We start from the raw sequence: 25,538 nt of genomic DNA, 5'->3' as shown, positions 1-25,538 counted from the left end.
GGGAGCAATGCTTCCGGCAAAGGTCCGTCCGATCGTTCAGTGGGCGGTGGATCGGCTGCCAGAACCGATCGCCGACCGTGCGCTGCCCTGGAATCGCGCGGCGTTCCGCAACGCGGGCACGGCGCGCGTCCCAGAGGCGGAGCGGCGGCTGCTGATCGGTCCGGTGAACTCGGCCGGACAGGCGCATGCCTGGGCCGTGGCCGCGTCGCAGATCAGCGGCACTGAGGCCGCGAACGTGATGTTCCGCAACGCCGACGACACGTTTGCGTTCCCCGCGCACCAGTCCGTTCCGACCGTCTATGCAGTGCGCAACCGACGGTGGCAACGCGCCCAGAAGCGCGCGATCAATCGCGGCTTCACTCACGTTCTCATCGAATCGGGCCGACGAATGCTGGGGTCTGTGCAGCACACAGTCAACGATGAGATCGCTGGATTCGAGCGCCACGGGGTGAAGGTAGGGCTGCTGTGGCACGGCAGCGACATCCGCCGTCCCAGCGCGCATGCCCAGCTGGACGACGATTCCCCGTTCCGTAGTGGCCGATACATCGAGCAGGAAGTTCTCGAGGAGATCACCCTCCGCAATCAGGAGCTCATAGCTCAGACCGGGCTTCAGAACTTCGTGTCCACGCCGGATCTGCTCCACTTCGTGCCGGATGCCACGTGGCTGCCGGTCGTCGTCGACGTACGGCGATGGGCGGCCGCGGCCGCGAATCCCGTGCTGCAGCGCGCGCGTCCGGTGGTCGTGCATGCGCCGAGCCGTGCGGGGCTGAAGGGCACAGCGTTGATCGCTCCAACACTGCACAGACTGCATTCCGAGGGGCACATCGAGTATCGCGAGGTGAAGGATGTGCCAGCGGAGGAGATGCCTCGTGTATACGGCGAAGCCGACATCGTGCTCGATCAGTTTTCCCTCGGCATCTACGGCGTCGCCGTCTGTGAAGCCCTCGCCGGAGGCAGAATTGTCGTCAGTCATGTCTCCGATCAGGTTCGTGACATCGTCCGGAAGGAGACCGGGCGTGAGCTGCCGGTGATCGAAGCCAGAGCCGAAGACCTCGAGACCGTGCTGCGCGGTATCCTCGCCGATCCGGTCCGTGCCAAGGAGATCGCCGCTCAGGGGCCCGCATTCGTCGCCGATGTCCACGACGGCGCGCGCTCACGCGCAGCCCTCTCCGCATTCCTCGGCCGGTGATCAGCTTCGTCCGGGCGGGCATGGGACACTTGAGGGGTGTGTGAACTGAACAGGCAGGGACAGCGCGTATGAAGCTCGTCATGAAGTCCTACCGCGATCTCATGGGGTATCTCCCGGCGGATGCTCGCGCTTATCTCGTGCGGTACATCGTCATCTCCTGCCTGCTGACTGTGCTGGACATCGTCGCGATCATGCTGCTCGCGCTGAGCCTTGCGCCGATGATCGCCCGCTCGCCGATCGCGCTGCCCGTTATCGGCGTGATCGATGACGATATGTACATCTGGCTGATCGGTATCGTCGCAGTGCTGATCCTCATCAAATCGGTGCTGGCGCTGATGCAGCAGTGGTTCGCGACCCGCCGCTTCGCGGCGTTCGAGCTCGAGATCGGTCGGCAGCTGTTCGACGCGTACATCAAGGCGCCGTGGACCTATCGGCTCGGTCGGAACACCGCGCAGATCGTCCGTATCGCCGATGTCGGCATCGCGAATGCCGTCAGTGGCTTCCTCCTCCCGATCGTCCAACTGCCGAGCATGCTCGTGAGCTTCGTCCTGATCCTCGGCATCATCGTGGTCGCACAACCAGTCACCGCACTGATCACCGTCGTCTACCTCGGACTCATCATGGCGGTGCTGTACTGGGTCGTCTCCGGCCGTAGCGTCGAAGCCGGACGGGTGTCCAGAGACTATTCGTTCAAAGTCGCAACGCTCATGACCGAGATGATGCAGGCGCTGAAGGAGATCACGCTGCGGAACAAGACGGGCGAGGTCGCCGAGATCGTCCAGTACAACCGCGAGTTCAGCACCCGCGCACGCGCGAATCTGAACTTTCTCGGGGCGGTGCCCGGTTTCGTGCTCAATGCCGCGCTGGTCGGAGGCTTCGTCCTGGTCGGAGCGGTCGGATACATCGGCGGTGGCGGCGGCGAGAGCGGAATGCAGGAGGCGCTCGCTGGAGTGGCACTGTTCGCGGTCGCCGGCTTCCGCCTGGTTCCGTCGTTGACGGGCTTCCAGTCGATCGTCACCAGGACTACCGCGAACGTGCCTCACGTCGAGGCCGTCATCTTCGACCTCCAGGTCTCGGAGAAGTACCTGGAAGTGGCCGAGAACCTCGGTCAGGACCCGATCCAGGGATCACCGAAGGTGCTGAAGCTGGAGGGCGTGTCGTTCGGATACCCCAAGCACGAGAACACACCTGCTGTGCACGGGATCGATCTGCAGATCCCGATCGGAGGCTCGCTCGCTCTGGTCGGCTCATCGGGTGCAGGGAAGTCCACCCTTGTGGACATCCTGCTCGGGTTGCTCGTCCCGCAAGAGGGAACGATGACGCTCGACGGGCAGGATTTAAAGGACGTGCTCGCGGCGTGGCGCGAAAGCGTCGGCTACGTGCCGCAGGACGTCTCGCTGTTCGACGGCACCGTTGCGCAGAATGTCGCGCTCGCATGGGACGACAAGTCCATCGATTTCGACCGCGTGCGCTCTTCGCTCGAGCGCGCACAGCTGTGGGAGACCATCGAGAAGCGAGAGGGCGGAATGCACGGACGCATCGGCGAGCGAGGCATCTCACTCTCGGGCGGCCAGCGTCAGCGTCTCGGCATCGCGCGTGCGCTCTATGGGGATCCGCTCATCCTCGTCCTCGATGAAGCCACCAGTGCGCTCGACACCAAGACGGAGTCGAAGGTCACAGAAGCGATCCGAGGTCTGAAGGGGCAGGTCACGCTCATCTCGGTGGCCCACCGCCTGTCGACGATCCGCGACAGCGACCTTGTGTGCTTCATGCAGGACGGCACGATCGCCGATCGCGGCACATTCGATGAGCTCGTCGAACGTGTGCCGAACTTCGCCGAGCAGGCCCAGCTGGCAGGGCTGGCGTGACCAACCCCCTCGTCGAGATCGTTATCGCCTGCCATGACCAGCGTCGGCCGTTGGAGCGCGCCGTCACCTCGATCGTGCAGGATGCCGACGTCCGTGACCGCGTCCGAGTCACGGTAGTCGCGCACGGGATCGATCCGGAGCCGCTGAGCGAACGTCTGGCGGGCATCGCGGGCGACGTGCGCGTTCTTCCGTTCGCGGACGGCATCCGCAGCGCCGCGGGCCCCTTCAATCACGGCCTGGCGAATGTCGAGGCGGAGTACTGCGGTGTCATGGGCTCCGACGACTTCCTTGAGCCGGAGACGATGAGCCGCTGGGTGCAGCATGTCACCGCGGAACGGCCCGATGCGGCGATCGCGCAGATCCGCCTGCAGGGCGATCCCATCATGCCCAACCCTCTCGTCAGACTCGGTCGGCTTCGTCACCTCGATGCGGCGAAGGACCGGCTGTTCTACCGCACCGCTCCGCTCGGACTTATCCGCACGGCGCGCATGCGGGAGCTGGGGCTGCGGATGGCCGAGGGTGTCCGGGTCGGGGAGGACTTCGAGTTCGGCATCCGACTATGGGCGCAGGGCGGCAGGATCGACTTCCTCGGCGGGCTCGGATCGTACGTCATCGGTCAGGATTCCGACGAGCGCACCACGCTCGCGGTGATGACCATGGAGGAACGGTTAGAGCCGATCGTTCGGCTGTTGGACGATGGCGTGTTCGCGTCGCTCACCGCGGCGCAGCAGAGGGCACTGGCCGTCAAGCTCATCAGGGTGAGCATCGTCGGTAACGCGCAAGCGTTGGCGACAGAACTCTCCGACCTCGATGTGCAGCGTCTTGCTGCGCTGCTGCGACGTCTCCTGGAGGCGGTCCCTGCGGCAATCCGTCCGTTCAACCGGCAGGACAGGCTCGTGATCGATGCGCTCCGCTCCGATTCCACCGCTGCGGCCCTCGTATCGGCGGCGGCGCAGGGGCGGGGCACCGGCCGATCGCAGCGCTGGCTGACCCCCGATCTCATACACAGCTTCGATCGAGAGTCGACATTGCGCCGTTATGTGCTGTACTTCTGCAAACGTGAACGAGGGAGAACCACGTGACAAACCGACCGACCATGCTGATCCTGTCGTTCTCGCCGATCGCGGGTGACGCTCGGGTCCTGAAGCAAGTCGCTCGCTTCACGCGTGACTACGACGTCACCACGCTCGGATACGGACTCCCGCCCGAGGGCGTCGTCGAGCACATTTCGATGCCGCGGGACATCCGCTTCGACGATCGGGATGGCAGGCTCATCCTGCTCAAGCGGTACCGCTCCGTTTACTGGCGGCTGTCCGCCGTCCGCTGGTCGCGCGCGGCGCTGAAAGGGCGCACGTTCGATGTCATCATCGCGAACGACGTTGAAGCAGTGCCGGTCGCGATCAAGCTGAAGCCCCGGCACGGTGTTCTCGCCGATCTGCACGAGTACAGTCCGCGACTTCACGACGACAACCCGCAGTGGTTCGCCAAGATCACGCCGTGGTTCGAGTGGGTCGTTCGTCGTTACGTGACCAAGGCGGATGCTTGGACGACGGTGAGTAACGGCCTGGCTGCCGAGTACAAACGCAACTTCGGCTTTCACGCGGAGCTGGTCAGTAACGCGACGCCGTACCACGACCTTCACCCCACTCCGGTGCCGCGGCCGATCCGTCTCGTCCACAGCGGGGCCGGCCTCGTCAACAGGCAGTTGCACCTCATGGCGGAAGCCGTGGCGACAGCGGGTGTCGACGTCACTCTTGACTTCTACCTCACGCCCAACCACCCCGCCTATATGGAAGAGCTCAAGGAGTACGCGGCGACGACGGATCGAGTGCGCGTTCTGGACCCGGTTCCGTACTCCGATCTGATCCGCACGTTGAACGACTATGACGTCGGTGTGTTCATGCTGCCGCCGCGGACCTTCAACTACCGGCATGCGCTTCCTAACAAGCTGTTCGACTTCGTGCAGGCTCGGCTCGGGATCATCGTCGGCCCGTCGCCGGAGATGGCGGCGTACGTGCGCGACTACGGTGTCGGCGTCGTCTCCGACGATTTCACTGTTGACTCGCTCCGTACTGCGATCGAGAGCCTGACCGTCCAGAACGTCGAGGAGTTCAAGCGCAATGCGGATGCGGCCGCGAAAGGACTCGCCGGCGAGCTGCAGGTGGAGAAATGGGACCGCATCATCTCCGAACTCATGTCGAAGGAGCGCCGTTGACGCGTTCTCGTCTGCTCATCATCTCGTTCTCGACGATCGAGGCGGACGCGCGTGTGCTCAAGCAAGTGCGCAGACTCGGTGAGGAGTTCGAGGTACACACCGTAGGGTACGGCGCGGCACCTGTCGGAGTCGCTTCGCACGCCCGCATTCCCGATGAGTTCCCGATCTGGCGCTACGACCGTACGTTACTGATCTTGCGTCAGTTCCGCCGGGCTTACTGGGGGAACCGGGCGATCGCATTCGCCGTCGATGCACTGGCAGGAACCCGGTGGGACGCGATCATCGCGAACGACGTGGACGCGGTGGGTCTTGCCCTGGCCCAGGAATCTGCACACGGCGTGCATGCGGATCTGCATGAGTACGCGCCGCGCCAGAAGGAAGACGTGCTGCGCTGGCGTGTGTTCATAGCGCCGTTCGTGCGATGGATGTGCCGCGAGTTCGTCGCACAGGTGGATTCGGTGAGCACTCTCGGCCAGGGGATCGCCGACGAGTATCAGCGCGAGTGCGGAATCCGGGCCGAAGTCGTGACGAATGCGACTCCCTATCATCAGATCAGTCCTACGCCGGCGGGATCCACGATCCGCCTCGTACACAGCGGCGCGGGCCTTCGCGATCGGAACCTGCTGCTGATGGCGCAGGCAGCGGTCGACACCACCGCCGACGTGACTCTCGACTTCTATCTGACCGCGAATGATCCTGCGTACATCCAGGAGCTCCGCGCCTTCGCTGATACCTCGGCCGGGCGCGTGCGCGTGCTCGAACCGGTCGCATACAGCGAGCTGATCACAACGCTCAACGCCTATGACGTGGGCGTCTTCCTCCTGCCGCCGGTGAACTTCAACTACGCGTGGACGCTGCCCAACAAGCTGTTCGACTACGTTCAGGCCCGACTCGGAGTGCTCATCGGCCCCTCGCCGGAGATGGTGCGGGTCGTTGACGAGCACGGGCTCGGCGCAGTGACAGACGCGTTCACCACCGACGCACTCACCCGGGTGCTGGACGGTCTGTCCTCCGAGCGGGTCGCTCAGTGGAAGCAGGCGTCGGATGCCGCCGCACGCTCACTCTCAGGCGAAGTACAGGTCGAGATCTGGGTACGCGCAATCCGGCGCCTGCTCGACGCGCCGCCGGCGGAGAGCATGCGATGACCCGCCTGCTCCTGTTCACCAACGAGTATCCGTACCGCACCGGCGACGTCGTGTTCGTAGAGAAGGAGATCGCTGCGCTCCGTGAGCGCTTCGACGACATAGTCGTGTTCTGTCACGCGCGCGACACCTCTGCGGGCATGTTGGAGCTTCCCGAGGGGGTCCGGCTCGGCGGTAATCTGTTCGACCCAGCGCCGGAGGATGCTCCTCGCCAACTCGTGGAGTGGGGACCCATCGGGCTGTTCCTCGCCGCAGCGTGGCGTGAGCTGTGGAGCGGTCGTCTGCTGCGGCATCCGAAGCTGTTCGTGCTCGCTGCGAAAGTGGGGATCACGCAGGCGCATCGCCGTGCTGTGCGCGAAGCGATTGCCGGTGACTCCGACACTGTGGCGTACGGCTTCTGGGCAATGGGTGGCGGCCTCGGCGTGCCGTGGCTGCGGGGCGTGCGTGCCCGGGTCGTGCGCGTGCACCGCTACGACCTGTACGAGGAGCGCGCCCCACAGCAATACCTGCCCTTTCGGCCGTTCCTCTTCGCGCGAGCCGATCGGATCCTGGCCATTTCCTACGACGCCGAGAGATATCTGCAGCGCCGCCATCGCGAGACCCGCGGCAAGGTCGCGCTGAGCAGACTCGGGGCGTATGGCCCGAGCGAGACGCCTGACCGGCAGCCGGGATCCGTGCGCACGATTGTGTCGTGCTCCGCGGTGAGTGAGGTCAAGCGCGTGGAACGGATCGCCGAGACCGTGCGATTCCTTCCGGGCCTCGACACTGAGCATCCGCTCCGCTGGGTGCATTTCGGGGATGGTCCGCTGATGCCGCAGCTGCGTGCGGTCTGCGCGAACCCGCCGGCGGGGCTGGAGATCGAGCTGCGCGGCCAGGTGACGAACGAGGCGATCACCGAGTTCTACGCGACCGAAGGCGCCGATCTTCTCGTGAATCTCAGCTCTTCAGAAGGGGTGCCGGTCAGCATCATGGAGGCGATCGCTTTCGACATTCCGGTGCTCGCGACGGCTGTGGGAGGTACTCCGGAGATCGTCGGCAGGGCGCTGCGTACGGGCGAGTTGGTGGATGCCGACGCACCTGCGCAGCAGGTCGCAGAGACGATGCGCGCCATGCTCGACGCCCCGGTTGATGTCTACTCTCCGCGGGAGCTGTGGGAGCGCGACTACGACGCCAGGCGCACGGCGGCGATCGCCGCAGAACTCGTTTGGACGGCGGGACGATGAAGATCCTCGTCGTCACGACCTGGCTGCCGACCACCAGTCACCCGGAGACCGGGGTCTTCGTGGCGCGGGACATCGAGATGCTACGCGCCGATCACGACGTCCACGTCATCCACCTCTCGGCGAGCCCGGACGATACCACTGTCGACTTCCCGGTGACGCGGCTGCCGATGTCACCGTCGAATCCACTGAGCATCGCGCGCGCGGCGAAGGTGATCGCCGAACGCGCAGCGACGGTCGATCTCGTTCACTCGATGGCGGCATCCGCGCTGCTGCCGTTCCAGTCGCTGCGTCTGAGCCGCCCCTGGGTGCACACCGAGCACTGGTCGGCGCTGCTCGCGCCCTCGACGGCGCCGCTCGCCGCGCGTGCGGCGATTCCGCTCACCGCGCGGCTGCTCGCCCGCCCTGATGTGGTAATTTCCGTCGGCCATGACCTTGCCTCGGCCGTCGCCAAGCGGCGCAGTGGCCCGACCGTGGTGATCCCGAATGCGGTCATCCGGCCGGTAGTACTGCAAGAGCGGCCCGCGCACAGCAACGTCACGCTCGTCGGCGTCGGTGGGCTGGTCGCGCGCAAAGGGCCTGACATCGCAATCGGTGCGCTCGCAGAACTCGTCTCGCGCGGGGTCGACGCTCGGCTTGTCTGGGTCGGTGACGGCCCGATGCGCGAGGCGTTGGCGCGCCTGGCAGAATCGCTCGGCGTCGGCGACCGGTGGGAGTTGCGGGGCAGAGTGGCACCGGAGACGGTTCCCGAAGTCGTCGCCGAAGGCGATGTGTTCGTGCTGCCAACACAGATGGAGACGTTCGGCGTCGCGATCGCCGAAGCGCTCGTGGCCGGTCGACCGGTCGTCGTCGGTGCGGAGGGCGAACAGGCTTCCTTCGTCACAGAGCCGGATGGGGTGCTCGTCGCAGAGCGATCCGCAGCGGCCTACGCCGATGGCATCCAGCGCGTCATCGCCCTGAACGAGGGCCGCGCGGCGGCCGACATCGCCGAGCGGGCGACGCAGATCTTCGATCCCGAGGTGCGTCGTCGTGCGACAGCAGATGCCTACACGACCGCGCGCTGGCATGGAGTGACGGCCGACGTCGAAGTCGTCATCGCTGCGCACGACAGCCGCCGCCAGGTCGACCGCGCGGTATCTTCTGCGCTGAGCTCGATCGCGGTGGCGCGAGTGTTCGTGATCTGTCACAACGTGGACGTGCAAGAGATGGCGGCTTCTCTCGGCGCGGTAGCCGAGGACGAGCGGGTGGTGCTCGTCGCCTTCCGCGACAGCGTGCGCAGCCCAGCCGGTCCGTTTAACGCCGGTATCGAGCTGTGCACGGAAAGTTTCATCGCGGTGATGGGCTCCGATGACGAGCTGACGCCCGGAGCGATCGACGCCTGGCGGCGGACTGCCTCCGCGACAGGCGCAGACGTCGTCATCGCGCCTCTGCGGCACGCCGGTGGCGCAAGTGTGCCGACGCCTCCGACCCTGCGATATCGCGGCTTGCGTGGCGCACGGGATCGACTGTCCTACCGCACCGCTCCGCTGGGCATCTTCTCTCGCGCACGATTTGGCGGCCTGCGCTTCACCCCGGAACTCGCGACCGGCGAGGATCTCGCTTTCACGACGCGAATGTGGTTCTCCGGAGCATCCATCGTCCGACACCGCGGCGCCGGGGAATACCTGGTTCACGATGGCGAGGACCGGGTGACCTTCACCCCTCGTCCGATCGACGAAGAGCTGCGCGCCGTCGAGATGCTGCTGGCCGATGAGCGCACTCGCGCGCTGCCAGCGGCGGATCGGACCGCACTCGCCGCGAAGCTGTGGCGGATCTCCGTCTTCGGCGCTGTGCACTATCGCGCCGGACGCTGGACTCCTGAGGACCGTGCAGCGCTCGCCGGTCTCGTGCAGGAACTGCGCGTTTTCGCGCCGGCCGCTGTCGGGATGCTTTCGCGGGCGGATGCCGCCCTGATCGCGGCGTTGGCGGAACCTCAGACGGGAGACGAACGGGTCGATGAGCTGTCGCGTGCGCGGCGTCGCTTCCTGTCTCCGTCGGCGCTGCTTCCGCTACGGATCAGCTGCGTGTTCGCACGCGAAGCCCCGCTCAGGTTCGCCTTTGCGACCTGGTGGTCGCTGCGCTCCTGAGTCGCCCCGGATTCGACGTTCGGGAAGCATCCGTAGACTTGTGCCTCGTGAAGATCGTCAGCGTCGTGGGCGCACGCCCGCAGTTCGTCAAGCTCGCCCCCATTCATAAGGCCGCCGTCGCCGCTGGGGTGGAACACGTCATCGTCCACACCGGACAGCACTACGACCCGATGCTCTCGGACGTTTTCTTCGACGACCTCGGCATCGCCGCGCCTGACGTGCATCTCGGTGTGGGAAGCGGCTCGCACGGCGTGCAGACCGGCGCGATGCTGGCGGCGATGGATGCAGTGTTCGATGAGTACCGCCCGGACTGGGTACTCGTCTACGGAGACACCAACTCCACGATCGCTGCGGCACTGAGCGCAGTGAAGCTGCACATCCCCGTGGCGCACCTGGAGGCGGGCTTGCGCAGTTTCAACCGGCGGATGCCGGAGGAGCACAACCGTGTCATGACCGATCACGCGGCCGACCTGCTGCTCGCACCGACGCAGGTCGCCGTCGATCATCTCGCGAACGAGGGTCTCGCCGCGCGCACGGTGCTCGTCGGCGATGTCATGACCGACGTGCTCTTTGAAATCCGCGACGCAGTCTCCGATCGCCCCTCTGCGCTCGTCGAAGAGCTGGGGCTGACCCCGGGGGAGTACTACGTCGCCACGATCCATCGCGCGGAGAACACCGATGACCCTGAACGGCTGGCCGCCGTAGCCGCGGGGCTCGCGGGTCTTGACAAGCCGGTGATTCTGCTCGCTCACCCGCGCGTAGTCGCGAAGGCTGCCTCTCACGGGGTGGAACTCACGCAGGGCGCGCTGCTCGGTCACACACCACTGGCTTACCCGGACCTCATCGGGGCAGTGGCCGCCAGCGCTGGCGTGGTGACGGACTCCGGCGGTCTGCAGAAGGAAGCTTTCCTACTGCGCATCCCGTGCACCACGGTACGCCCGGAGACGGAGTGGGTGGAGACCGTGGAGATGGGCTGGAACGTCCTGGCGAACTCGGCGGGGGAGATCGCCAGGGGCGTCTCTCGCCCGCATCCCACTGCCACCGATGCCGCACCGTACGGCGACGGGCATGCCGCGGAGCGCGTGCTTGAAGTTCTGCAGGAGCGCGCACGGGGAGTACAGCAAAAGTGACGTCCGCTCGCACAGCCACCGCCCCGACCCGTCGCTGGTCGCTCGATCTGACGCGAGTGGTTTCGGTCGTCGGCGTCGTCGCGATCCACGTGTTCGGGGGGATGGTCGGCAACGCCGAGATCCGTGGTGGCTCCGGGTGGTGGGCGGCGGTGATCGTCGACATCGGATTCGTGTGGGTCGTGCCGGTGTTCGTGATGATCTCAGGCGCGCTCGTGCTGGAACCTCGGCAGTATGCAGCAGGGCCGGCGTCTTTCTACCGCAAGCGACTGCTCAGACTTGCCCCGGCATTGGTGTTCTGGTCGCTCTTTTATTTCATCGTGATTCGATCTGGGGTGTCGCAGGCGCCGGTCACGCGAACAGAACTGGCGTCTTTCGTGCTCGACGGACGCCCATACACTCATCTGTACTTCCTATGGCTGATCATCGGCATCTATGCCGTCGCTCCCGTGCTCGCGGCGTTTCTTCGTGAGGGTGGGAAGGCGCGCGCGCTGACCTTCGCGGCAGTCGTCCTGGCAGCCACCGTGATCACCGGTTCCTCGTCCAGCCTCCTCGGGATGCTCGGGTCCGAGCGACCACTCACGCTCATGGCGCTCACCCAGTGGGTGCCCTACGTCGGTTTCTTCCTGGCGGGCTGGGCGCTGCGCGATATCGTGCTCCGCGGTTGGGCGCTGACGGCGACGGTCGCCGGCACCGTCATCGCGCTCGTCATCCCGATCATTCAGTACGGAGTGCGTCCCGCATGGTCGCTGCTGGATGCCGTCGCGCCGGTCAGCTACTTCGGGCCCTTCGTCGCGGCGGCATCGATCGGGGTGTTCGTCTGCGCGAACAGCCTGCTCGCCAGCTGGCGACCAGCGGTCGGTGTGGGCAAGGTGCTGCGGGAGCTCTCCGACTCCGCGTTCGGCGTCTTCCTCGTCCACTTCGCGATCATGGTCATCCTGCGAGATCTCGGGCCAGTTTCCGGCGTGACGTCGTCCTTCGCACTGAGTGCTCTCCTATGGGCGGTCGTCGTCATCTTGTCGTTCCTCATCGTGATCGGGATGCGGCGCGTACCGTTCCTGCGTCGCCTTGTCTGACGCCAGACGACGTTCGGGCGGCGGTCTTCACACCCGCGCAGATCCTGTTACCGTGTGTGGGGTCCACGGACGCGCACAGCGCCCTGGCACGGAGGGGCGGAGATGTCGAAGGCTCGTGTATTCGCGCTTGTTCTGAGCGCGCTGATCATCGGCGGCGCGGTTTCGGTGGCACCATCGACGACGCCAGCATATGCAGCGCCCTCGGCCTCCCGTGTCTCCGGAATCGATCGCTACGGCACCGCTGCCGCGGTGTCACAGGCAGCATTCAACGATCCCTCGAAGGTCGATGTCGTATACATCTCGGCAGGCAACTCTTACCCCGACAGTCTGAGTGCGGGGCCAGTGGCGACGAAGCGAAACGCGCCAGTTTTGCTCACACACGAGAATGGTCTCCCACGGGCGACCATCAATGAGCTCCGACGCCTGGCGCCGGATGAGATCATCATCATCATCGGCGGATCGGGTGTGGTGCCAACGGCTGTGGGCGATCAGCTGAAGAAGTTCGCCCCGATCGTCACACGCACCGGCGGGATCGATCGTTATGAGACGTCGCGCAAGGCAGTGGAGCAAGGATTCCCCAACGGTGCGAGCACGGTGTACCTGACGACCGGTCGGTCCTTTGCCGATGCGGTCTCCGGTGGCGCGCTCGCAGCCGCAAAGGGAGCACCACTGCTCCTCGTGGAGCCGGGCCAGGAGCATCTGGACGAGGCGACCAAGAAAACCCTGTCGGAGCTAGGAGCATCCGAGCTGGTGGTGATCGGCGGTGAGGGTGCACTTCCGGCCCAGCTGATCGTGGAAGCCAAGTCTGTGACCGGGGCATCCGGAAAGCGTCTGGGCGGTGTCGATCGCTACGAGACGAGCGCGATCGTCGCAGCTCAGTTCGGGGCGACCTCGGAGGTGCTGCTGGCGACCGGAACTGACTTCCCTGATGCGATCGCAGCCATCCCGCTGGCGGCGAAACGTAGCGCACCGATCCTCCTCAGCGTCCCGTACTGCGTCTCGGCGACCACGGCGACGATCACGAAACGCTCGAACGTGCAGAATCTCACCCTCATCGGTGGGCCGGGCGCGCTACGTGGTCTGGTCGGTACTCAGCACGAATGCTTGAGCACGTCGGATCCGAACAGCAACTGGGTGTTCCTGAACAAGAGCCACCCGCTCACCAATCCGACTCACGTCCCAGGAGACATGCGGCGAGTCAATGTCGCCAACGTCGGCGGCGGATCGATGCGCAACGAAGCAGCCGGCGCGCTCGAGCAGCTGATCGGTGCCGCGAACGCCGAAGGTGCCGGTGCCATGGCCAACACCAGCGCGTACCGTTCGTATTCGACCCAGCAGTACCTGTATGACAACGCCATGCGTCGCGAGGGGCAGGCCCAGGCTGAGCTCGGCACCGCGCGCCCCGGCTACAGCGAACATCAGACGGGACTGGCCGTTGACGTCGTGGCATGCGGCAACGGGTGCACCGGACTTGACGGCTTCGGATACACGCCGCAGAGCCGCTGGGTCGTCGCGAATGCGCATCGCTTCGGCTTCATCGTTCGCTATGAGGCCCAGTACCAGCACATCACCGGTTACAAGAGTGAGCCGTGGCATCTGCGTTACGTCGGCGTCGCACTTGCGACGGACTACAAGGACGGCGGGTTCCACACGCTCGAACAGTACTTCGGATACGGTGCGGCTCCGGGCTACTGATCCCGACCGTAGACTGGAACCCATGCGCATTGCTGTCGTGGCCCTAGGCAAGATCGGGCTTCCCCTCGCCGTCCAGTTCGCCTCTTCGGGGCATGACGTGATCGGCGTCGATGTCAATCAGAAGGCTGTCGACACCATCAACGCGGGCCTTGAGCCGTTCCCAGGCGAAGCACACTTGCAGGAGAAGCTTTCCGAGCTCATCCCGGCCGGAACGTTGCGCGCCACCACCGATTACGCCGAGGCGATCCCCGGTGCCGACGTGGTCGTGCTCGTCGCCCCGGTGTTCGTCAACGACGAGACGTGGGAACCCGACTTCAAGTACATGGATGCTGCAACCGCGTCGCTGGCCGAGCACCTGACACCCGGCACCCTGGTCTCCTACGAGACGACCCTGCCGGTGGGTACCACCCGCAACCGCTGGAAGCCGATGATCGAAGCGGGCTCCGGGCTCACCGAGGGTGTCGACTTCCATCTCGCATATTCTCCGGAGCGCGTTCTCACTGGCCGTGTGTTCGCGGATCTGCGCAAGTACCCCAAGCTCATCGGTGCACTGTCCGATGAGGGCAACCGTCTTGCTCGCGAGTTCTACGAGGCCGTGTTGCAGTTCGATGAGCGCCCCGACCTGCCTCGCCCTAATGGTGTGTGGGATCTCGGTAGCACTGAGGCTTCCGAGATGGCGAAGCTTGCCGAAACCACTTACCGTGACGTGAACATTGGGCTGGCGAACCAGTTCGGTCTGTTTGCCGCGGCCAATGGCATCGACGTCTACAAGGTGATCGAGGCCTGCAACTCGCAGCCATACAGCCACATCCATCGTCCGGGAATCGCCGTCGGCGGTCACTGCATTCCGGTGTACCCGCGGCTGTATCTGTCGACCGATCCTGATGCCGACATCGTCCGCGTCGCCCGCCAGCTGAATGCATCGATGCCTGAGCGCCTGGTCGCGCAGGCTGCGGGCATCCTCGGCGACCTCACCGGTCAGCGTGCCGTCGTTCTCGGCGCTGCATACCGTGGGGGAGTGAAGGAGACTGCCTTCTCTGGCGTCTTCCCAACCGTCAAGGCGCTGAAGGACCGTGGCGCCGAGGTTGTCGTGCACGACCCGCTCTACACCGATGAAGAACTTCGTGGCTTGGGTCTTGAGCCATATGCGCTCGGCGGCAACGTCGACCTTGCTGTGCTGCAGACCGATCACGCCGACTACCGCACGCTGGGCCCGGCGCAGCTGCCCGGGGTGAAGCTGCTCGTCGACGGTCGCGCTACGACGGATGCTGCGCTCTGGGCAGGCACGCCGCGAATCGTCGTCGGCACGGCTGCCTGACATCGGGTTTGAACCGACGAAACCCCGCCGCGAATCGCGGCGGGGTTTCGTGCGTGTGGCGCGGGTTCAGACTTCGAGGTAGGCGGCCAGTGCCTCTGCACCGTCGCGGGGGACAAACCCGGCGGCGGTGATCTTCGTCAAACCCAACACGCTGTTCAGCGGGCGCGGAGAGACCGGGGAGGTCGCGTTCGCGAAGTACTCCGCGGTGGTGACGTCACTGACGCGTGCGGGCTCGCTGCCGGTGAGGCGGAACACCTCGCGGGCGATGTCTGCCCAGGAAAGAGCCGCGCCGCTGCTGGTGACGTTGTACGTGCCGTAGGCGGCATCCACATTGAGTAGATGCTGGATCGCGGCGGCGACGTCTTCAGTGAACGACAGCCGCCCGATCTGGTCGCTGACGACGCTCGGATCGATGCCGCGTTCGGCAAGAGAAGCCATTGTACGAACGAAGTTCTTGCCTTCGCCAATTACCCAGGAGGTGCGCACGATGTAGTGGCGTGCGGCGGTCTGCGCGGCGAGATCGCCTGCCGCTTTGGACTGTCCGTAGACGCCCAGCGGGCTGAACGCGGCGTCCTCCGTGTATGGCTCCGAGGAGGAACCGTCGAAGACATAGTCACTGGAGACGTGCACGAGCGTGATGCCGTGATCGTCAGCGACCCGAGCCAGCGCAGACACTGCGGTGGCGTTGGCCTGCCAGGCAGCCTGGCGGCCCTCGGCGGTCTCTGCCGTGTCGACGGCCGTGTAGGCGGCCGCGTTGATGATCGTGCCGTAGTCGCGCCAGTGGCGCGCCTGGGCAAGGCCGGGAGCGGTCACGTCGAGCTCTCCACGGGTGACGTATTCAATATGTGTGGCATCGCCCAGTCGGGCGTGCAGTGCGAGGCCGAGCTGTCCGGCCGCGCCGAGCACAAGCGTCTTGCGCGGCGCGATCGGTGTTACACCGGCAAGGCGCGGATGCACTTTGTCTTTGTCTGAGATCTCGACCTCAGACAGCGGGATCGGCCACTCGATGGCGGCCGTCTCGTCGGCGAGGTTGAGGAAGGCATACTCTGCGGCAGGCGACCAGTGGTCGTTGACGAGATACGCGTATGCGGTGTCCGGCTCCAGCGTCTGGTACGAGTTACCCACCCCGCGCGGCACGAAGATCGCCCGTGACGGATCGATCTCGGCGGTGAAAGCCACACCAAACGACGGGCCCTCACGCAGGTCTACCCATGCACCGAAGATGCGCCCCGTAGCGACAGAGACCCACTTGTCCCATGGTTCAGCATGAATGCCGCGCGTGGTGCCCACCGCGTCGTTGAAGGAGATGTTGTTTTGAACCGGACCGAAGTCCTCTAGGCCCAGCGCCGTCATCTTCTCGCGCTGCCAGTTCTCCTTGAACCAGCCGCGAGAGTCGCCGTGCACGGGCAGTTCGAAGAGCACCAGGCCGGGGATCGTCGTCTCGATCTGCTGCAGCTTCTTGCCGAAGATGTCGCTCACTGGCCTTTCCCTGCGTAGAAGGCTTCTGTGGCGTCTTTGCTCGGCGCCCACCAGCTCTCGTTCGAGCGGTACCAGTCGATCGTCGCGGCAAGGCCGCTTTCGAAGTCGCCGAACGAGGGTGTCCAGCCGAGTTCGGTGCGCAGCTTCGTCGAGTCGATCGCATAGCGCAGGTCGTGGCCGGCACGGTCGGTGACGTGGTCGTAGGCGTCTGCGGGTTGTCCCATGATCGTGAGGATCAGCTCGACGACGTCCTTGTTGTTCTTCTCGCCGTCGGCGCCGATGAGATACGTCTCGCCGTTCACACCCTTGTCGAGGATCGTCAGCACGGCGGAGGAATGGTCATCGGCGTGGATCCAGTCGCGCACGTTCTCACCCTTGCCATAAAGCTTCGGGCGGATGCCGCGGATCACGTTCGTGATCTGGCGGGGGATGAACTTTTCCACATGCTGGTACGGGCCGTAGTTGTTCGAGCAGTTCGAGATCGTCGCCCGCACCCCGAACGAACGCACCCAGGCACGCACCAAAAGGTCGCTGCCAGCCTTGGTCGACGAATACGGTGACGAAGGGTTGTACGGGGTTGACTCGGTGAACCGCTCCGGGTCGTTAAGCTCCAGATCCCCATACACCTCGTCGGTGGAGATGTGATGCAGGCGGGTGTCATGCTTGCGCGCTGCTTCGAGGAGCGTGTACGTGCCGACGATGTTCGTGTCCAGGAACGGACGTGGGTCATCCAACGAGTTGTCGTTGTGTGACTCGGCGGCGTAATGCACCACCGCATCCGCTTCCGCGAACAACTCATCCACCAGAGGTGCGTCGGTGATACTCCCGTGCACGAACGTGACCCGATCCTCGGGGAGCCCAGCGAGGGAGTCCCGGTTTCCGGCATACGTCAACGCATCCAACACCGTGACATGGTTGTCGGTGTTCTCGATCACATGGTGAACAAAGTTCGACCCGATGAATCCGGCCCCGCCGGTCACGAGCAGACGGCTCATGCGTGTCCTCTCTTCAACAGATCCAACAGGTATGTGCCATACCCAGACTTCACAAGCTTCTCCGCACGCTCACGCAACTCGTCATCGGTGAGATACCCCTGACGCCACGCGACTTCTTCCGGCACACCGATCTTCAACGCCGTGCGCCGCTCCATCGTGCGCACATAATCGGCGGCATCCGTCATCTGATCGAACGTTCCGGTGTCCAACCAGGCGGTTCCCCGCGGCAATACCTCGACCTGCAATTTGTCGCGCTCCAGATATGCCCGGTTAATATCCGTGATCTCATACTCGCCACGCGCGCTGGGCTTCAGTTCGCGAGCGATCTGCACCACATCGTTGTCATAGAAATAAAGGCCAGGGACGGCGAAATTGCTCTTGGGAACGGCGGGCTTCTCCTCCAGAGAGATCGCCCGGCCCGTGGAATCGAACTCGACGACACCGTACGCTTCTGGCTCCGCGACCCAATACGCGAACACCGCACCACCATCGATGTCAGCGAAACGCTGCAACTTACTGCCCAGCCCAGGCCCGTACAGCAGGTTGTCGCCAAGGACGAGGGCGACGTTGTCGTCACCGATGAAGTCCGCACCGATCGTGAACGCCTGCGCCAAACCATCCGGAGACGGCTGCTGCGCAAATGTCAGATTGATCCCGAACTGCGAACCATCACCCAACAACCGCTCGAAATGCTCCGCATCATGCGGCGTCGTGATCACCAGAATGTCCCGAATACCCGCCAACATCAACGTCGACAAGGGGTAATAGACCATCGGCTTGTCGTACACCGGAATCAGCTGCTTGGAAACGCCGAGAGTAATGGGGTGCAGCCGAGTACCCGAGCCGCCCGCAAGAATAATGCCCTTCACGAGTCCATCGTGCCACACGACTCGCAGCAGGCACGCGCGGATCCCCAGGCAGCACCGACTATTCTGGTTTTCTGATCAAGGTCTGAAGGGTGCATACCACGTGGAAATGCTCGGTTTGTTGTGGCCTGCGCTCGTCCTCCTCGGTGTATACGCAGTACTTGGGTGGTCGCTTGCGTTGTTGACGGGCCTGCGCGGCCTCTGGGCCGCGGCTACCGCCCCGGTCTTCGCCACCACGGTCATCGGGCTCGGATCCACGATCGCTGGCTGGCTCGGCATCGGCTGGTCAGTCCTGCCCGCACTTGCGACCGCGCTGGTGATCGCCGTCGGAATCGTCGTGGTCAGGCGGGCGACAGGGACGAAGGACACCGTCCGGTTCCCGCGGCGCTGGCGCTGGTGGACGGTCGGGGTGCTCGTAGTCACGGGGCTCGCAATCGCCCTGTTGGTCGTGCGGGTGCTGCAGACCCCGGACGCGATCTCCCAGTCGTTCGACAACATCTTCCACCTCAACGCCATCCGTTACATCGTCGACACCGGCATCGCGTCATCGCTGGAGATCGGTCAGATGACGAGCCCCGGCGGTGGACTGCCGTTCTACCCCTCGGCGTGGCACGCGACCGTCGCGATCGTCGTGCAGTTGTCGGGGGTGGCTATCCCGCTCGCCGTCAATGCTGCGGCGATCACGACCGCCGCAGTGACATGGCCGTTGGGCATTCTGGTGCTGTCCAGGACCCTGCTCGGATCGTCGCCCTCGGTGATGGTCGGAACGGGGATCGTCGCGGCCGCCGTGCCCGCCTTCCCTCTGCTGCCGATGGATTTCGGCGTGCTGTACCCGTACCAGCTCGCACTCGTGGCGCTGCCGGTGACGCTCGCGGCGACGGCGGGGCTTCTCGGTCTTGGACGATCAGCGCGGCAGCTTGCCCCAGGCTGGTGGGGCTTCATCATCATCGGCTCGTTGCCGGGTGTCGCGCTGGCGCATCCCGGTGGCTTTGTCGGCTGGCTCGCGCTGAGCGCACCCATGGTGATCGCGTTCGCCGTGCGTCTCTGGCTCGCCTCGACTCGCTCCAGCCGCCGCGTCTGGATCATCATCGGGGCGATCGGCTACGCAGTCCTAGGTATCGCACTTCTACGCGCGCTACGCCCCCCGTTGGCGACGCGGCAGTGGCCTACCGAATCGGGGCTCGGCGAGGCGCTATGGCGGGTTCTGTCGGTGACGCTGTTCTATCCCGCTGGCGCCTGGCTCGTCGGTATCTCGATTCTGGTTGGCCTGTACTGGGTGGTGCGTGAGCGCAGCGCCGAGTTGATCGTCGTGGCGTCCCTGTGGTTTGTCGGTGCACTGCTGTTCGTCGCGGCGCTCGCGTTCCCCTGGGGAAACCTCCGTGACGCCCTCACCGGCAGTTGGTACAACAACTGGCCGAGACTCGCCGCGCTGTTCGCTCTGGCGCTCGTCCCGCTCGCTGCCCTCGGGATCTCGCGAACGGCGGATGCCGTGGGCACTGTGCTCCGTCGCCGACGCGTCTCCGGTGCGCTGCAGCTCACCGCGGCGATCGTGGCGGCGCTGCTCGTGTTCGTCGCCTTCCACCTGCAAGTGACACCCAAGGCGCAGGAATGGGCGAGCGACGTGTATGGCTATGACAGCGGCTCATATCTGCTCACCGCTGATGAGCTGGCTTTGTTGGAGCGGGTGGACGACATCGTTCCAGAAGACGCAGTGATCGCCGGCAGCCCCTTTACCGGTGCCGGTCTCGCCTATGCACTGTCGGATCGACAGGTGCTTATGCCGCATGCGCTGATGGATATCTCGGAGGAACTCGAACTCGTCAACGAGCATCTCGCGGATGCGGCATCGATGCCCGAGGTGTGCGATGCGCTCGACGCTCTCGATGTCGATTTTGTGCTCGACTTCGGCAGCGACGAGGTGCATAGAAAAGACCTGAACCCGCTCCCAGGTGTGCAAGATCTCGGGGACTCACCTGCCGTGCGACTGGTCGACAGCGAAGGCGATGCCAGACTGTACGAGGTGATCGCCTGTGGGCGAGGTTGAACGAACAGAGGAGAACGAGCGGATGACGCAAGAGCACGATCGCGTCCTCGTTCTCGTCCCGGCGTGGAACGAGAGCCGCAACGTCGGCACCACAATTCGGGAGATTCGTGCGGCCTCAGCAGAATTCGACGTCGTCGTGATCGATGACGGCTCCACGGATGACACCGCGCATGTCGCGCGCGCAGCAGGAGCTGTCGTGCTCTCGCTACCGTTCAACCTCGGAGTCGGCGGTGCGATGCGCGCCGGGTACACCTACGCCGCCCGTCAGGGATATCGTCGCGCAATTCAGGTCGACGCAGACGGGCAACACGACCCCGCCGACATCTCGCGTGTTCTCGCGGGTCTCGAAGGCGCCGACATCTCGATCGGCGCGCGTTTCGCCGAGGTGGGGGAGTACACGGTGCGCGGACCACGCTGGTGGGCGATGCTCGTCCTTGCGCGCGCCGTCTCGCGGATCGCCAAGACACGCCTCACCGACGTCACCAGCGGGTTCCGCGCCGCGAACCGCCGGGCCATCGAACAGTACGTGAGCTACTACCCGGCCGAGTATCTCGGCGATACGGTGGACTCCCTGGTGGCTGCCGTCCACTCCGGACTCACTGTTGCGCAGGTGCCGGTGGCTATGCGCCCTCGCGTGCACGGCACGCCCAGCCAGCATCCGATCGGTGCCGCCGTTTACCTCTTCCGGTCGGCTTTCGCGCTGCTACTCGCCGTGATGCGTAATCCCGGCCATCACTCTGAGCCGAAGGTGAGCGCCACATGATCATCGTCGCCGGCATCGTGCTCGCCGTCGTCATCATCGCAGTCGTGCTGTGGATGCTGCTGACGCGCCGCCTCCGCGAGAAGTATGCCGTGCTGTGGCTGGTGATCGCGCTGGTCGTGTTGGTCGTGGGTATCTTCCCCGGAATGTGGGAAGGTCTCACCCAGCTGCTCGGAGTGCAGCTGCCATCGAATCTTCTGTTTGCCGCAGCCCTCCTGTTACTTCTCGGCGTGACGTTTCACCTGTCGTGGGAACTCAGCAGCGCCGAGGATGAGATCCGCCGGCTGGCAGAGGAATCCGCTCTGCTTCGTGCCGAGACCGAAGCACTGCACCTGCGGCTGCAACGGTTGGAAGGCCTATCGGAAGACGCTCAGCCCTCGGACTGAGCGACCGCACGGGTAGCGGCGCGTCGACCTCCGCTGACAGCGCCGGCGAGCCAGCTTGCGCGATACTCAGTCACGAAGCGTCGGGGTACGTCGCCAGAGCGCTCTGATGCCCGCAGGAGGCCGTTCAGTGCACTCCAGCGTCGTCCGCTGCCGAACAGTGTGTCCATCTCGCCGGCGGCGGTGCCACGACGGGCGCGGAGGGTGTCGACCATGATCTGACGCCAACCGACGTAGGTCCAGAACGTCATCCTCGCCAGCGCGCGAGGGGAGCGTGACCCTTCGTAGCGCTCGGCGAGGCCGAGAATGTTCCGCACGGAGGAAGCGATACCTGCCTTCTCCAATCGGCTCGGATCCCCGAAAACGTTCGCGGCATGCTGCACATAGTCCTGTACGACATCATCGACGACGCGGGTGCCGCGATGAGTGCCAGCGACGACGGCGAGCCAGTGATCATGTGTCGCCACGCGCGTCGACACTCGAGGGAACGGCAGCGCATCACCGAGGATCTCGCGGTCGAAGACGCACAGGGAGCCGGTGAACTGATTCGACAGCACAGTGAGCACTGCGCCTCGGTCTCGGCGATCGGTCACTCCGGTCACCTCGCCGGACGGATGCTGGACAAGCCGCGCCTGTCCGGAGACGAGGGAGACGTCGGTGAGATGAGGCAGCAGCGTCGCCAGTTTGTCTTCGTCCCAGCGGTCATCCTGGTCAGCAAGAGCAATCCATGCGGCATCCGCGGAGACAGCCTGCAGACCGTGCTCGAAGTTGAGATAGAAACCGCGGCGGGAGTCATCGCCGATCACCCGGAAGCGGGAATCGTCGCCGACGATCTCGGTGACCAGCGCCGCCACTGGTGCACGATCACCGTCGACGGAGATGATGCAGTCCCAGTCCCGCACGCTCTGGTTCTGCAGCGAGAGTAATTGCACACGGAACAGTTCGGGATCGGGGGAGTACGCGGCCAGCACGATGGTGCCGTGGGGGCGTTCGGTAGTCATCGAGCGCCTTCCTTGTCTGAGGTTCGCATCAGCGAATGAGGCTAGTCTAGGTGGGCGATGAAACCGAATCTCCAGCCCGTGTGGGCGGTCTTCTCAACCTATCGTCCCGGCGAATCTGCGGAGCGTGCGGTTGCCTCCGTAATCGATCAGGTCGAGGGCGTCGTCGTCGTCGACGATGGGACAGGTGCTGCCGCTGACGAGGTCTTCGATCGGCTGGCCGCGCTGGGCATTACCGTTGTCCGCGAGCCGGAGAATATCGGAATCGCCGCGGCCCTCAACGATGGCATCCGCACTGCGCGTGAGCACGGTGCTGAACAGATTGTGACCTTCGATCAGGACTCCCTCGTCCCGAGCGGCTTCGTCGACGCTCTCGTCGACGCGGCTGAGGCCGCCAGGGCGGACGGCGTCCGGGTGGGCGTCGTCGTGCCCGAGTACTTTGCCGCGGTTCGTCAGGCGCGAGGGGATGCGGCTCCCGTATACAGCCCTGCGGCCAATGTCATTCAATCGGGGATGCTGATTCCGGTCTCCGTCATCGACGCCGTTGGTGAGTTGCGAGCTGACTTCTTCATCGACCTGGTCGACACCGAGTACGAGCTGCGGCTGCGGCGAGCAGGCTTCGCGGTTCTTGCCGCGAGCGGCATCCGGCTCGGGCATGCGCTCGGCACGCAGTATCGCCGGGAGCTCTTCGGGCGCCAGGTGCGGCTGCCTGGAATCCCGCCGGAGACCACGTTGAGCACGCCGTTCCGTTACTTCTATCGAGTGCGCAACCGCATCATCCTGAACCGGATGTATCTCACCGCAGCCCCGGGTCAGATCCTGAAAGATACCCTCCTCGACGGCATCCACTTCGTGAACGCGCTCTGGGTGGCCCGCCCGAGACGTGCACTGTGGCGCCTGTACCGCGCGGCGATCAACGCAGCTGTCCGCGGTCGGATGGGGCGGATGCCGGAGGCACTTGCGCCCATCGCCGCGACCATCACGTGGAACGCCCCGGTATTCGATGCTCCGGTGCTCGAGGAGGAGCAAGCATGAGCGTCGCCGGCATCCGCAGCGTGGCGGGCCGCCTGAGCGGATTCACCGTCTCGGTGATCATCGTGACGCTGCTCGGCATCGTCGCGATCCCACTGCTGACGGATGCCGTCGGCAAAGCTACGTGGGGCACGCTGGCGTTCATCCAGACCGTCGCCCAGTTCGGCGGCATCCTCGTCGCGTTCGGCTGGGGAGCGGTGGGCGCGGCGACTGTCGCGGGTATTCAGGAAGATCGTCGACCTGCGTTCTTCCGTCGGTCGCTGCAGGCCCGCGCCGCGCTCTACGCGTGCGTCTTCCCGCTCCTCGCGCTGCTGTTGATCTTCCTCACCGGCGGTGAAGTGCTCATCTCGATCCTTGGCGCCGCCGTCTATCTACTGCCGTATCTGGGTGCGAACTGGTACTTCACGGGCGAGGGACGCCCGAAGCGGCTTCTGCTCTTCGATACGGTGCCCACTGTCATCGGCGGTGTGCTCGGGTTGGTCAGTGTCTGGATCACCCGCGAGCTCTGGGTGTACCTGGTCTTCCAGGGCCTCGGCTACCTGGCAGCGGTCAGCATCTCCGCGCTCGTCGTGCGACGCTCGCCGCAGGACGACGACTTCGAAGATCGCACACCGCTGAGAACGCTGCTGGCGACGCAGCGGCATGCCGTCTCGGCAACACTGGTGACCAGTCTCTACGTCACACTTCCGATGATCGCCGTGTGGATATTCCTGCTGCCGTTGCAGCCGATGTTTGCGCTGGCCAATCAGCTTTTCCGGTATGCATCGATCGCGCTGCTGCCCATCCAGCAGTTCTTCCAGAGCTGGGTGCCGGCGAACGATGGCGGGCGTCCCCGGCGGATGCGTATCGCGACCGTCGCGGCCATGGGCATCGGGATCATCGGCGGCGCGCTGATCGCGTTCCTCAGCCCCTGGGTGTCGACGCTGCTCTCGGTCGGCGAGAACCCCGTGCCGCTGTCGGTCTCGCTGCCGCTGGGCGTCGCGTTCGTCGGCATCGCGATCGCTGCAGTGGTCGGCTATGCGTGCCTGGTGAGCCTGGGGCGCGTGCGCGCTCTCGCCGTGTCGACGATGATCGGCGCCATCGTCGGAGCCCCGCTGATCATCCTGTTCGCGGTGCTCGGCTCGGTGCCGGCCGTCGCCTGGGCGGTCGCGATCTCCGAGCTGTGCGTCGCCGGATACCTGCTGACGGTGCTGCGAAGAGCATTGCGCGAGCACCCGGTGCATCCCGTTGATGCCAGGGAGGAGAGCGCATGACCGACGTGCGAGTCAGCGTGTGCATGGCGACCTACAACGGCGAGGCGTACCTTCGCGAGCAGCTCGATTCGATCCTCGTCGAGCTGGAGCCTCAGGACGAAGTGGTCATCGTTGATGACGCGTCGTCAGACGGCACTGTCGCGTTGCTGTTGGCCATCAGTGATCCCCGTGTCCGCGTGCACGCCCGCGAGACCAACCACGGTTACGTCCGCACCTTCGAGGAGGCGCTGCAGCGCGCCACGGGTGACGTCGTCATGCTCTCCGATCAGGACGACGTCTGGGTGCATGGTCGGCGGGCTCTGCTGGTGGCGGCCACGGCAGAGCGGGCTGTCGCGGCGTCCAACCTCGTACTGCTCGGCGATGGTGCGCCGCTGCGTTCGCCGCTGACCGGACGGGACTGGCTGCTGCGTGCTGCGGACGGTCCGCGTCGGGGCCGGAACCAGTGGAAGATCCTGATCGGCGATGCGCCGTATTTCGGATGCGCCATGGCGATCCGTCGGGAGTTCCTTTCGGTCGCCACACCGTTCCCCGAATACCTGACCGAATCACACGACCTGTGGCTCGCGACGCTCGCGAACGCGTGCGGCGAGCTCGTACACGTAGAGCAGCCCACAGTGCGCCGACGCCTGCACGAGGCGAATGCGTCTAGTGAGCGCCCGCGCGGGCTGCGTCAGGCGCTGCAGTCGCGGGTATTGTTGCTGCGGCTGTGGCGCGAGGCGCGGCGGCGCGCGCGACGTCGCTCGCGTACCTGA

21 protein-coding genes are annotated in these 25,538 nt (G+C 65.1%); 17 read left to right on the top strand and 4 right to left on the bottom strand.

Annotated features, from left to right (window positions below):
- Positions 1-7 precede the first annotated feature (7 nt).
- The 11 genes from AC1C2O_RS05610 (at position 8) to AC1C2O_RS05560 (ending at position 14,976) form a co-directional block, all read left to right on the top strand.
- Positions 8-1,189, top strand: coding sequence for a glycosyltransferase family protein (locus tag AC1C2O_RS05610; RefSeq protein ID WP_495429454.1), 1,182 nt, complete (start codon positions 8-10; stop codon positions 1,187-1,189).
- An 80-nt stretch (positions 1,190-1,269) separates the two neighbouring features.
- On the top strand, positions 1,270-3,057 hold the full coding sequence (locus AC1C2O_RS05605) for an ABC transporter ATP-binding protein (protein ID WP_495429453.1): 1,788 nt from the start codon (positions 1,270-1,272) through the stop codon (positions 3,055-3,057).
- A complete protein-coding gene (locus AC1C2O_RS05600) occupies positions 3,054-4,139 on the top strand; it encodes a glycosyltransferase (protein ID WP_495429452.1) in 1,086 nt (361 codons plus the stop codon). Before AC1C2O_RS05605 ends, AC1C2O_RS05600 begins: the two co-directional genes overlap by 4 nt.
- Entirely contained in the window at positions 4,136-5,272 is a 1,137-nt protein-coding gene (locus AC1C2O_RS05595) for a glycosyltransferase (RefSeq protein ID WP_495429451.1), read from the top strand. The genes AC1C2O_RS05600 and AC1C2O_RS05595 overlap by 4 nt, the downstream gene beginning before the upstream one ends.
- Positions 5,269-6,417: a glycosyltransferase family protein gene (locus tag AC1C2O_RS05590; protein ID WP_495429450.1), complete on the top strand. Its 1,149-nt coding sequence runs from the start codon at positions 5,269-5,271 to the stop codon at positions 6,415-6,417. The genes AC1C2O_RS05595 and AC1C2O_RS05590 overlap by 4 nt, the downstream gene beginning before the upstream one ends.
- Positions 6,414-7,637: a glycosyltransferase gene (locus tag AC1C2O_RS05585; RefSeq protein ID WP_495429449.1), complete on the top strand. Its 1,224-nt coding sequence runs from the start codon at positions 6,414-6,416 to the stop codon at positions 7,635-7,637. The genes AC1C2O_RS05590 and AC1C2O_RS05585 overlap by 4 nt, the downstream gene beginning before the upstream one ends.
- The gene (locus AC1C2O_RS05580; protein ID WP_495429448.1) at positions 7,634-9,760 is read left to right on the top strand and encodes a glycosyltransferase; all 2,127 of its coding nucleotides are present in this window, start codon (positions 7,634-7,636) and stop codon (positions 9,758-9,760) included. Before AC1C2O_RS05585 ends, AC1C2O_RS05580 begins: the two co-directional genes overlap by 4 nt.
- A gap of 47 nt (positions 9,761-9,807) precedes the next feature.
- Positions 9,808-10,890, top strand: coding sequence for a non-hydrolyzing UDP-N-acetylglucosamine 2-epimerase (wecB, locus tag AC1C2O_RS05575; RefSeq protein WP_495429447.1), 1,083 nt, complete (start codon positions 9,808-9,810; stop codon positions 10,888-10,890).
- Positions 10,887-11,963 carry an acyltransferase gene (locus tag AC1C2O_RS05570; RefSeq protein WP_495429446.1) on the top strand — a complete coding sequence of 359 codons (1,077 nt, stop codon included), beginning with the start codon at positions 10,887-10,889 and terminating at the stop codon, positions 11,961-11,963. Before wecB ends, AC1C2O_RS05570 begins: the two co-directional genes overlap by 4 nt.
- A 102-nt stretch (positions 11,964-12,065) precedes the next feature.
- On the top strand, positions 12,066-13,658 hold the full coding sequence (locus AC1C2O_RS05565; protein WP_495429445.1) for a cell wall-binding repeat-containing protein: 1,593 nt from the start codon (positions 12,066-12,068) through the stop codon (positions 13,656-13,658).
- A gap of 22 nt (positions 13,659-13,680) precedes the next feature.
- A complete protein-coding gene (locus AC1C2O_RS05560) occupies positions 13,681-14,976 on the top strand; it encodes a nucleotide sugar dehydrogenase (RefSeq protein ID WP_495429444.1) in 1,296 nt (431 codons plus the stop codon).
- A gap of 66 nt (positions 14,977-15,042) precedes the next feature.
- Here the strand turns inward: AC1C2O_RS05560 and AC1C2O_RS05555 are convergent, their stop codons facing one another.
- From AC1C2O_RS05555 to rfbA, 3 genes are read right to left on the bottom strand one after another with little or no spacing between them, the layout of a single operon-like run.
- Positions 15,043-16,455: a sugar nucleotide-binding protein gene (locus tag AC1C2O_RS05555; RefSeq protein ID WP_495429443.1), complete on the bottom strand. Its 1,413-nt coding sequence runs from the start codon at positions 16,453-16,455 to the stop codon at positions 15,043-15,045.
- Positions 16,452-17,450 carry a dTDP-glucose 4,6-dehydratase gene (gene rfbB, locus AC1C2O_RS05550; RefSeq protein ID WP_495429442.1) on the bottom strand — a complete coding sequence of 333 codons (999 nt, stop codon included), beginning with the start codon at positions 17,448-17,450 and terminating at the stop codon, positions 16,452-16,454. The genes AC1C2O_RS05555 and rfbB overlap by 4 nt, the downstream gene beginning before the upstream one ends.
- Positions 17,447-18,319 carry a glucose-1-phosphate thymidylyltransferase RfbA gene (gene rfbA, locus AC1C2O_RS05545; protein ID WP_495429441.1) on the bottom strand — a complete coding sequence of 291 codons (873 nt, stop codon included), beginning with the start codon at positions 18,317-18,319 and terminating at the stop codon, positions 17,447-17,449. The genes rfbB and rfbA overlap by 4 nt, the downstream gene beginning before the upstream one ends.
- Positions 18,320-18,425: 106 nt before the next feature.
- On the opposite strand from rfbA, the gene AC1C2O_RS05540 reads away from it, so the two are divergent.
- From AC1C2O_RS05540 to AC1C2O_RS05530, 3 genes are read left to right on the top strand one after another with little or no spacing between them, the layout of a single operon-like run.
- On the top strand, positions 18,426-20,360 hold the full coding sequence (locus AC1C2O_RS05540) for a DUF6541 family protein (RefSeq protein WP_495431681.1): 1,935 nt from the start codon (positions 18,426-18,428) through the stop codon (positions 20,358-20,360).
- Positions 20,361-20,382: 22 nt separating this feature from the next.
- Complete coding sequence (locus AC1C2O_RS05535; RefSeq protein WP_495429440.1) at positions 20,383-21,123, top strand: glycosyltransferase family 2 protein; 741 nt, start codon at positions 20,383-20,385, stop codon at positions 21,121-21,123.
- Positions 21,120-21,506 (top strand): DUF2304 domain-containing protein, encoded by a 387-nt coding sequence (locus tag AC1C2O_RS05530; protein ID WP_495429439.1) that lies wholly within the window; start codon positions 21,120-21,122, stop codon positions 21,504-21,506. The genes AC1C2O_RS05535 and AC1C2O_RS05530 overlap by 4 nt, the downstream gene beginning before the upstream one ends.
- On the opposite strand, the gene AC1C2O_RS05525 is transcribed toward AC1C2O_RS05530, so the two are convergent.
- Positions 21,491-22,504, bottom strand: a complete 1,014-nt coding sequence (locus tag AC1C2O_RS05525; protein WP_495429438.1) for a glycosyltransferase — start codon at positions 22,502-22,504, stop codon at positions 21,491-21,493. The genes AC1C2O_RS05530 and AC1C2O_RS05525 overlap by 16 nt on opposite strands.
- 57 nt (positions 22,505-22,561) lie before the next feature.
- Here AC1C2O_RS05525 and AC1C2O_RS05520 point away from each other — a divergent pair, with 57 nt between their 5' ends.
- The 3 genes from AC1C2O_RS05520 to AC1C2O_RS05510 are packed head-to-tail and all read left to right on the top strand — an operon-like array spanning position 22,562 to position 25,538.
- Entirely contained in the window at positions 22,562-23,536 is a 975-nt protein-coding gene (locus AC1C2O_RS05520; RefSeq protein WP_495429437.1) for a glycosyltransferase, read from the top strand.
- Positions 23,533-24,786: a lipopolysaccharide biosynthesis protein gene (locus AC1C2O_RS05515; protein WP_495429436.1), complete on the top strand. Its 1,254-nt coding sequence runs from the start codon at positions 23,533-23,535 to the stop codon at positions 24,784-24,786. The genes AC1C2O_RS05520 and AC1C2O_RS05515 overlap by 4 nt, the downstream gene beginning before the upstream one ends.
- A complete protein-coding gene (locus AC1C2O_RS05510) occupies positions 24,783-25,538 on the top strand; it encodes a glycosyltransferase (RefSeq protein WP_495429435.1) in 756 nt (251 codons plus the stop codon). Before AC1C2O_RS05515 ends, AC1C2O_RS05510 begins: the two co-directional genes overlap by 4 nt.

This window comes from Microbacterium sp. Y355 (genome assembly GCF_059445345.1).
This window is presented reverse-complemented; position numbering and strand designations above follow the sequence as displayed.